A 1,803-nucleotide genomic window follows, 5' to 3' on the forward strand; every position below is an offset into this window, starting at 1 on the left:
CCGCTGCGCGTCCTCGAAGTAGGCCGGAACGGTGATCACCGCGTCGGTGACTTCCTCACCCAGGTACGCCTCGGCGTCGCGCTTGAGCTTCATCAGCACTCGCGCGCTGATCTCCTGCGGCGTGTACGCCTTCTCGTCGACCTCGGTCTTCCAGTCGGTGCCCATGTGCCGCTTGACCGACCGGATGGTGCGGTCGACGTTGGTCACCGCCTGGTTCTTCGCGGGCTGCCCGGTGAGGATCTCGCCGTTCTTCGCGAAGGCGACGATGGACGGCGTCGTCCGCGAGCCCTCGGAGTTGGCGATGACCGTCGATTCACCGCCTTCGAGGACGGAAACGACGGAGTTGGTCGTCCCCAGGTCGATACCGACCGCTCGCCCCATGGATGTTTCCTCCTGCTTCATGCTCATGCGCCCAGGACCGGTTAGTCCGTTGAGCCTTACCAACTCAACTTCTACCGGCCGGGTCCAACGGCCGTCAAACCGGATTTGAGCGCCGGTGGCTCAAGGTTTCTGCCTGAACAACGCGTGCGCAGCACGAAGAGTTCCCGCGGAGATCGACACTTTCGTGCGATCAGCCGGGTTCGACCTCGATGCCGCCGGTCTCGACGCGCAACGCGAGCCGCCGGTCCGAGCCGGGATCCTCGGCGACCCGGACGTCCCGCGAGCCGACACCCGCCTGCGCGTCCACCCGGTACGGCCCGTCCGGAACCCGCAGCGCGATCGTGCCGGTCCCGGTCTCGGCGCGGACGTCGCGCGGTGCCGTGAGGCCGAGGTCGATCTGGCCGGACCGGAGCTTCGCCGCGACGGTGCCCGCGGAAACGTCCTCGCCGGTGAGCTGCCCGGTGGTGCTTTCAACGTCCACGCTGCCTCGGACACCGTCCAGCTCGATCCGCCCGGTGGTGGTGCGCACCCGCACCGGACCGTCGACCCGCGCCACCTTCAGCCGCCCGGAACCGCCGGTCACGTCGACCTCGCGCATCCCGTCGACGTCCAACGCCCCGGACGTCAGCTCACCGGTGACCGGTACCGGTTCGGGAAGCGTCACGACGTACCGGATCGAACAGTCCCGCCCGCAGTCCCGGAGCCGCAGGGACGTGCCGTCCACCTGGTGCCGCGGCCGGTTCGGGTCGCCGCCCTCGTGCGTCTCGATCTCCTGGCGGACCTCCGCGCGCGCACCCGGCGCGCTGCGCACGTCGACCCCGGCGCTGCGGGCGTCGAGCCGCACCTCGGTGATGCCGTCGAGCGGCGTGGTCACCACGGCCGACTCGCTCGGCTCGGCGGAGTCGGAGCTGTTCACGACCACCCCGTCGTATCCACCGCACCCGGCGGTGACCAGCAGCAGCGCGACGCCGGTGACGGCTGCCTTGTTCGAGAGCATGAACGCTTCCCCCTCGGTCGATCCGGAACACGGTCCGCACCGTTTCCACCGGACCCGCGCGGCCGGCGCCACCTCGGACCCGGTGGGCACACCCGATCCAGCGATCCCGCAGCGTCAAGAACGCGATGCGCCGAGATGGTCCAGCGGTCGCAGGAGGAAGTACAACGCCGGCTCGAAGTCGTCGGCCTTCGGCGGCTCCTCCGCGATCAACGCCTGCATGAGCATCCCGTCGATGGCCGCGAACAGCGCTTTGACCGCCCCGGCGTCCGCCCCGCGGCTTTCGTCGATCTGCGCGGCGGCCACCTCGATCCATCGGCGCGCCGCCGGGCGCAGCGCCGGGCGGCGGGCAGCGAGCAAGTAGAGCTCGTACTCCGCGATGGTTCGCGCCCGCCGCTCATCGATCATCAGCGCCAAGTTCTCCGCGA

The 1,803-nt window shown here is 70.0% G+C and carries 2 protein-coding genes and 1 pseudogene; all 3 read right to left on the minus strand.

What is annotated here, in order from left to right; all coding sequences use genetic code 11:
- The coding region (locus IJH84_RS13845; protein ID WP_295144969.1) for an Hsp70 family protein at window positions 1-381 on the minus strand (381 nt) is incomplete at its 3' end.
- A 190-nt stretch (window positions 382-571) separates the two neighbouring features.
- Window positions 572-1,378, minus strand: coding sequence for a DUF4097 family beta strand repeat-containing protein (locus tag IJH84_RS13850; protein WP_200068740.1), 807 nt, complete (start codon window positions 1,376-1,378; stop codon window positions 572-574).
- A gap of 114 nt (window positions 1,379-1,492) precedes the next feature.
- Window positions 1,493-1,803: pseudogene (locus tag IJH84_RS13855) on the minus strand (TetR family transcriptional regulator); the annotation flags it as partial.

Source organism: Saccharopolyspora sp., assembly GCF_017434145.1.
GTDB classification, from domain to species: domain Bacteria; phylum Actinomycetota; class Actinomycetes; order Mycobacteriales; family Pseudonocardiaceae; genus Saccharopolyspora_C; species Saccharopolyspora_C galaxeae.

Bases quoted from the DNA above. Each gene is read 5' to 3' on its own strand.
- IJH84_RS13850 (WP_200068740.1), bottom strand. From the start codon at position 1,378: ATGCTCTCGAACAAGGCAGCCGTCACCGGCGTCGCGCTGCTGCTGGTC.